Source organism: Sulfuricurvum sp. (assembly GCF_028688295.1).
Lineage (GTDB): Bacteria > Campylobacterota > Campylobacteria > Campylobacterales > Sulfurimonadaceae > Sulfuricurvum.
In genome coordinates, this window is record NZ_JAQTYM010000088.1 from 1 (window position 1) to 7,336 (window position 7,336).

Consider the following 7,336-nt stretch of genomic DNA (forward strand, 5'->3'; position numbering starts at 1 on the left):
CTGGCGATATTAACACCGGCGACCAAACTAAGAGCCTCTTTCAGTGACGATGCTCCGGCGCGGGAGAGCTCTTCGCCGTCAAACACACTCATAACGTAGGGGAGATAATCGATATTGGCTCGTTGATCTTTTGCACTTTGCGCGATGGTATTGATCTCATCAGTGAGCGTAGTAAGAAGGGTTGAATCGCTCTTTGCTTCAGTAGCTAAAAGTGAAAAAGGCAAGAGCAACAAAGCAAGTGAAAAACGCGTTTTCATCGGTCTTCTTTCATAAGCGGGAGATGGTTTTGATATAGATAATATATAAAGTAATTAGTATCTGCAAAGATAGTCTATAAATAGTTAATAGGTGCTGAAAATATTAAAAATATAGGTTAAATTCAATCTTTAATAGGATAAAATCACACAACAAATGAATCTCTATTCATAGAACTGATCTGCAAGGTTTTTTAATGATAACGCTTTCGAAATCACGTCTTTCTTACAAGATAGTAGGATCATTGATTTTGATTTTCTTCTTGACTTTCATGACACTTGGAATAGTAGTCAGTATGGTTTTTGAGAATACTATAGTGGTTTCGGAAAAACAAAAAGCAGATTTGTTGTTGCGAACCATAGAAAAACCACTTCAAATCGCCCTTTATCTCAAATTTTATGATCAAATTGAAAAGAAAGTTTCTCCTGTCACATCGGTACCGGATGTGACAAAGTTGGACATTTATGATAACAATGGTAAGACATTATATAGCTATAAAAGCAAAGAGAACATGACATCCAGACACGAAGCGATAAGGGTTGTTCATGTGATTAAAGAACCGACTAGAGGACAATTGATGGGATCCGTTACTTTGCATTACAGTGATTTGGCGTATGAAGAGACACGTGATTCGATCCAAAAAATAGTTTATGGCGTTGGTGCGAGTATGTTTATTATTTTTTTTGTAGCGGTATGGTGGGTTCGCTTTCTTCTCTCTCCGTTGACCAACATAGCTAAAAAAGTTCGCTATTACAAACCGGGGGATCAATTGGTTTTTGAGGAAGAGGGGAGTGTAGAGATCGAACAGATTGTTACTGCGTTTAATGCGATGCAAAAGACAACTCACCATTATTTGACAGAGATGGAAGCGATGAATACTTCTCTCGAAGGTGCTGTGAAAGAAAAAACACTTGAGCTGGAAAATCAATATTATATGGATAGGTTGACCGGTTTGCCTAATCGATTTAGCTTACAAGAAAAATTGCTCTTGGGAAATATTACTGCATTGGCAATTGTAAATATAGATGATTTTAAAGAGGTAAATGATTTTTTTGGAATCGATATCGGTGATGAAATATTGAAGCAAACCGGTGTGTGGTTAAATATATTGTCTGACTCTTGTTACCGTTTGGGCAGTGATGAGTTTGCATTAACATTTTCAACCGTCATGAATCAAGATGAATTGGAGCATCGGTTAATTACACTTATAAAACTTTTGGATGAAAAAACGTTTATGGTAAAAGAAGAGAGTTTGAATATTAGGGTAACTGTTGGGGTTGCTTTAGGCGGTGAAAAAGTATTAACACGTGCCGATATCGCTCTGCATTATGCTAAAGAAAATAAAAAACCGATAGCTTTTTATGATCAAACAGAACGTGTTGAGGAACTTTATCGTTCAAATTTGACGATGGCATCCGATGTGAGAAGAGCCCTTTTTGAACATCGAATAGTGTGTTATTATCAGCCTATTGTAGATTTTAGAACAGGTGAAATTCATAAATATGAAACACTAGTCCGTATGATTGATGATGAAGGAAATATTGTTCCACCCATGGAATTTTTACCTATAGCCAAACAAACTAAACTTTATCCTCAAATTACACTTGAGGTAGTTTATCAAGCTTGTAATCTTTTTGCTTTACGGAGTGAGGAATTTTCTATCAATTTATCTGATAGTGATATCCGTAATTCTCATACGGTTAGTGAAATTATACGAACCATTACACAGACTGGTACGGCAAGTCGTGTAGTATTTGAAATTTTAGAATCAGAAGGAATTGAAAGCTATTCTGAAGTAACCCACTTTATTGCACAAGTGAAAGCACTAGGAGCAAAAATTGCGATTGATGATTTTGGAACAGGGTATTCAAACTTTGAAAATATATTAAAGTTGAATGTCGATTATATCAAAATCGATGGTTCATTAATTCGAGAAATCAGTATTAACTCGCGTCACCATATTATTGTCGAGACGATTATCGATTTTGCACGGAAAATTGGTGCAAAAACGATTGCGGAGTTTGTTTCGGATGAAGAGATTTATGCTACCCTCAAAAAACTTGATGTTGATTATTCACAAGGTTACTTTACCGGTAAACCAATATCTCTAGCGTAAAACATGCCCCACGAATTTAGACATATTTCCCAGAATTTTTCCACCGCGTCGGAACCCTAAGCCACATGCTTCGTACGCGAAGAATACACCTGCTTGATAACTGTTTCCTTGAGCATCACGCGGAAATTCAACGTACTCTTGATAGATTGGTTTAAAGTTGCCGTATGGTCCATCATTCGCTTCGAGAGTTGCACCTGAAGCATCCATAATTCGTACATTAGCACCTTCACGTCCGAACATCCGTTTCTCGACCTGATGTACCCCTTTAAGCGGCTCAAAAGAGGTTTTAAGGAGATACGGAGAATCAGGGAAGAGATCCGTGAGTATTTTCATCATCCCTTTGGATTGAAAGAGGAGAGTGTAGGCGGGATTGAGGATAATCGCCTTTTGGTTGTTCATGATCGTGGTGAGCTGGGTTGCTAACTCTGGTTCTTCGATAGCGATATCTTCCCAAGGGTAGAGCTTAAACCAATATTCATAGGGCTCTTCGGCAGAGTCATAAATCCCCTCATCATCAAATTTTACCCCACCCAGTGGCTCAAATCCAGTCTCAAATCCCGCATCGATTGCCATTTGTTGCAATAGTCGAACGGTTTGCTCCTCTTCGATATTGCCGCTGATAGAGCTAAAGAGGATTTTCCATCCATCATAATGTTTTTCAAACTCACTCGGATCATCGAACAAGGTGACAAGACGGCGGAAGTTATCACTCAGTGCTTCGTAAATATTATTAAACTGGCGCGCTTCATCCATGCCGTTATGTTTGAGCAATGCCCATTGCAAGATCGCGCTCTCAAAAAGGGCAGTCGGGGTATCTGCGTTAAACTCGATGAGTTTGATCGGTGTTCCACCGATTCCCCCTGCTAGGTCAAACCGTCCGTAAAGGTGCCAGTGGACATCATTTTCCCAGCTTTTTTTGATGGTTTCGATAAGGTTAAAAGGGATGCCGAGATCAAAAAAGAGGTTGTTATCGATAACGTGTTGCGCCGCAGTGGCATACATATCGTAGAGTTCATTGACCGCTTCATAGTACGCCTCGGCTTCACTATCGGTAACTACAACCAGTTCATTGGCAATGTATTTGCTCTGATCACTGTCGGTATGCCATTTAAAGCCTAATTTTTCTAAGGTTGCATCGTCAATGGATTTAATGTTTTGCAGAGATACCATACTCATCCTCCGAAACTGCTACTGGATGAGGTACTTCTCGATGCGGAATTACCGAAGAAACTTTTTTTCTGACTATTAGTTGCTGCATTGCTTCCGCTAGCTGAAGAGCGATGATAAGCTGAGCGATTTGAGGCATCCTGATGTCTTTGAACATTTTTATTATTCATTAACGCATTACCGATCATGTTCCCCAACAGTGCTCCGCCCGCAGCCGCGAGGATCGTTCCCGCGAGTCCCATCCCCTCTCCTTGAGGCTCTGCGTTGAGTTCAGATTGTCCTGCTTCCATTTTTTTGTACTCTTGATCGGCGAGCTCTTTCATCTCCGCTTCGCTCATAACCCGCTCAGAAACGGTTCCATTTTCATCGGTCTCACGGATAATGGCACGGCTTGGACCTGTGGTTGGCATCTCTTCGACGATGACGTATTTACCATTAGGTTGTTGTTCTACAACCAAAAATTTATTTTGATTAACGCTCTCTTGGGAAGTGGCTTGTTCTTCGGGAGCACTTTGGCATCCGCTAAAAGCACTCAGAAGTACTGCACTCATAGCACCTAAAAAGACGGTGTTAGTATTCATAATATGTTTCATTTTTTCTCCTGTGGTAGTGTAATCACTTTTTGTAAATCAGTATCATAAAAAAAGAGTTGATGTCGATCACTATAGAGGATGTCTCCTCGATAAAGATGGGGGGGATGAGCAATTTCAAGATTGGTTTGACGGAAAAGGGCATCGCCGATTTTTGTGCCAATGGGGGGAATCAATGCAGAAGCACTAAGGAGCAAAAATAAAGTCAAAATGATTGCTGCGGATTTAACACTTCGACGATAAATTGTAATCCACCCTATAAATAGGGAGAGTATCAGAAAAACCCAAATATTTTGGTTATCAACGAAAAAGGGGTTGAAATAAATTTTCATTCCGTGGGCATCAATATAGTTGAGTTTCAACCCTAGAAAAAGGGTGAAATCAAACAAAAAGGTAAAAAAAGCACCTGTTAAAAAGGCTTGTAAAAATTTTGTCATCGTACCCTCACTAATCGCGTTCGACCAAGTTTATAGATACGTGATGCACCGGCTTCATGCAATCTACGATGATCTTCAATAATCCAATCAGCTGCATGATGACAAAAGGTAGGATCATAATGCTCACCGCTTTTATTGGCTGAGGTAGAATAAAGCCAACCATAGGGACGAATAAGAGCAGCATGTTCAGGATCGCTGACGTAGCGGAAAGCTTTGTTTTTGATGATAAAGGTTGTTTTGTGCGTATTACGTATACGATTCTTATGCGCTGATGGGATGCGAATATCGTGATGTAAGATTTTTAATTGAGCGTAGACTTTGAGAAAAGGTTTATCTCCGGATCGCATTTTAATCTCTTCTAAACGTTTGGCATCTTGGGAGAGAAAACCGACAGTAGTGTCGGTTTGGGCGAGGAAGATTTTATTCATAGTTTAAGAGATGAGATAATCTTGGAGGGCATGTGGTTCCATCCAACTATCATCATGCATGTGCCCCATCGCTTCGATAGCGGCACGTGCGGCACTGAGGGTTGTAAAATACGGTGTTCCCATCCGTAAAACGATTTGACGGATTTGCTCAGCATCTTTTTTCGAGGTTTTATTATCAGAGGTGTTGATCGCTAGAGATATTTCTCCATTTTTCATCACGTCTTCGATATTTGGACGGCCCTCAGAGATTTTTAGAACGGCTTCACATGGGATACCTGCCGCTTCAATTGCTTTTTGTGTACCGCGAGTCGCCACGAGTTTGAACCCTTGGTTGTGCAATCCGCGTGCGATTTCTGGAGCGTGTACTTTGTCCATTTCGATAAAGGAGAGGAAACAGGTTCCTGAGGTTGGGATTTTGTTTCCTGCGGCAAGCTGGCTTTTTGCAAAGCTGATACCGAAATTCTCACTGATCCCCATAACTTCGCCGGTTGATTTCATCTCTGGAGAGAGAACCAAATCGGCACCGTAGAGTTTGTTGAACGGGAATACGGCCTCTTTGATCGCAACGTGCCCTTTGAGACGCGGCTTGAGAAGTCCATCCGCTTCCATAACGATGTGATAGTTATCGTAGAATTTGAGGGCATTACGGAGGGTATCACCCACCATAACACGGGTTGCGACTTTCGCAAGCGGCATTCCGGTTGCTTTAGAGACAAACGGCACGGTACGGGATGCGCGCGGATTAACCTCAATGATGTAAACCTCGTTTTGGTAGATCGCGTATTGGATATTTAAGAGCCCGATAACACCGAGACCCAATGCGATTTTTTTCGTTTGTTGCTCAACCTGCGCTTGAAGCTCTGCGCTGAGACTGACAGGAGGGAGTGAACAGGCACTATCCCCTGAGTGAATCCCCGCCTCTTCGATGTGCTGCATAACCGAACCGATATAGACATCAGTGCCATCACTGATCGCATCGACATCGAGCTCAACCGCTTGATCGAGGAATTTATCGACGAGAACCGGAGAATCGTTGCTCACCGATACCGCAACGTCCATATAGGTACGGAGTTCCTCTTCGTTGTAGACGATGCGCATAGCACGCCCGCCTAAAACATACGAAGGGCGCACGAGAACCGGGTAGCCGAGCTCTTCAGCCACTTTAAATGCCTGCTCTTTCGTCATAGCGATACCGTTTTCCGGTTGTTTTAGCCCTTGCTCAACGACAAATGCTGAGAATTTCTCGCGGTTTTCTGCCAAGTCGATCACTTCCGCAGAAGTTCCGGCGATTTTGGCACCGATAGCATGAAGTCCGTTTGCCAGTTTGAGAGGCGTTTGTCCTCCGAAGTGGACAATAATACCATCAGGCTGTTCTGCGTCTACGATAGAGCGGACATGTTCGAAATCGATAGGCTCGAAATAGAGGACATCGGAGGTATCGTAGTCGGTTGAGACGGTTTCAGGATTACAGTTGACCATGATTGTCTCGATTCCCATCTCTTTGAGGGCGAATGAGGCGTGTACACAACAGTAGTCGAACTCGATCCCCTGACCGATACGGTTTGGCCCACCGCCGAGAATCATCACTTTTTTCTTGTCACTTTGACGCGGTGCTTGAAGTCCGAGACGGGTAATGTTGGTGGTTGAGTACAGATATGGGGTCAATGAACCGAACTCTGCCGCGCAGGTATCGACTTCGTTGTATTCAAACATGATCGCAAGAGCTTTGCGCGCTTCGTAGACATCATTCTCTTTTGCACTTCCGCCGTTTAGGGTGATAAGACGCGCAATGTTTTTATCGGAGAACCCTTCCGTTTTAAGACGGCGAAGTTGCGGCTCATCCGTGAGGGTAGTCGTTGTGATCAGTTTTTCTTGGGCAATGATCTCTTCGATTTGGGTCAAGAACCACGGATCAATTTTTGAGAGATCAAATACTTCGGCTTTGGATAGTCCCATACGGAAACCTTGCCCTACGTAGAGGATACGCTCTGCATTCGGGCGGCGGATTTCGTGCTTAACGAATTCGAGATCACCGTCGATTGGATCGAAACCGCTTAGTCCTGTTTCCAGTGAACAGAGGGCTTTTTGAACCGATTCTTTGAAAGTACGGCCGATCGCCATCGCTTCACCGACCGATTTCATGCTGGTGGTGAGGGTCGATTCCGCTTCGGGGAATTTCTCGAACGTAAAGCGCGGTACTTTGGTTACGATATAGTCGATAACCGGTTCAAACGCCGCAGGAGTTCCCGTGATATCGTTGGTGATCTCATCGAGGGTAAAGCCTACCGCGAGCAGCGTTGCCACTTTAGCAATCGGGTATCCGGTTGCTTTGGAAGCAAGTGC

General features: G+C 42.8%; 6 protein-coding genes and 1 pseudogene. 1 reads left to right on the top strand and 6 read right to left on the bottom strand.

Annotated features, from left to right (window positions below; genetic code table 11):
- Nucleotides 1-257, bottom strand: a pseudogene (locus tag PHR02_RS12315) (TonB-dependent receptor); the annotation flags it as partial.
- Nucleotides 258-451: 194 nt separating this feature from the next.
- Between PHR02_RS12315 and PHR02_RS12320 the strand changes: the two are divergent.
- Nucleotides 452-2,371 carry a GGDEF and EAL domain-containing protein gene (locus tag PHR02_RS12320; protein ID WP_299992458.1) on the top strand — a complete coding sequence of 640 codons (1,920 nt, stop codon included), beginning with the start codon at nt 452-454 and terminating at the stop codon, nt 2,369-2,371.
- Here the strand turns inward: PHR02_RS12320 and PHR02_RS12325 are convergent.
- The 5 genes from PHR02_RS12325 to carB all read right to left on the bottom strand — a co-directional run.
- Nucleotides 2,363-3,541: a glutathionylspermidine synthase family protein gene (locus PHR02_RS12325; RefSeq protein WP_299992460.1), complete on the bottom strand. Its 1,179-nt coding sequence runs from the start codon at nt 3,539-3,541 to the stop codon at nt 2,363-2,365. The genes PHR02_RS12320 and PHR02_RS12325 overlap by 9 nt on opposite strands.
- 2 nt (nt 3,542-3,543) lie before the next feature.
- Nucleotides 3,544-4,131, bottom strand: coding sequence for a hypothetical protein (locus tag PHR02_RS12330; protein WP_299992462.1), 588 nt, complete (start codon nt 4,129-4,131; stop codon nt 3,544-3,546).
- Nucleotides 4,128-4,565, bottom strand: a complete 438-nt coding sequence (locus PHR02_RS12335; RefSeq protein ID WP_299992464.1) for a hypothetical protein — start codon at nt 4,563-4,565, stop codon at nt 4,128-4,130. The genes PHR02_RS12330 and PHR02_RS12335 overlap by 4 nt, the downstream gene beginning before the upstream one ends.
- Nucleotides 4,562-4,993, bottom strand: a complete 432-nt coding sequence (locus PHR02_RS12340) for a hypothetical protein (RefSeq protein ID WP_299992465.1) — start codon at nt 4,991-4,993, stop codon at nt 4,562-4,564. Before PHR02_RS12340 ends, PHR02_RS12335 begins: the two co-directional genes overlap by 4 nt.
- 3 nt (nt 4,994-4,996) lie before the next feature.
- Nucleotides 4,997-7,336, bottom strand: a 2,340-nt coding sequence (carB, locus tag PHR02_RS12345; protein ID WP_299992467.1) for a carbamoyl-phosphate synthase large subunit, incomplete at its 5' end; no start/stop codon positions are given.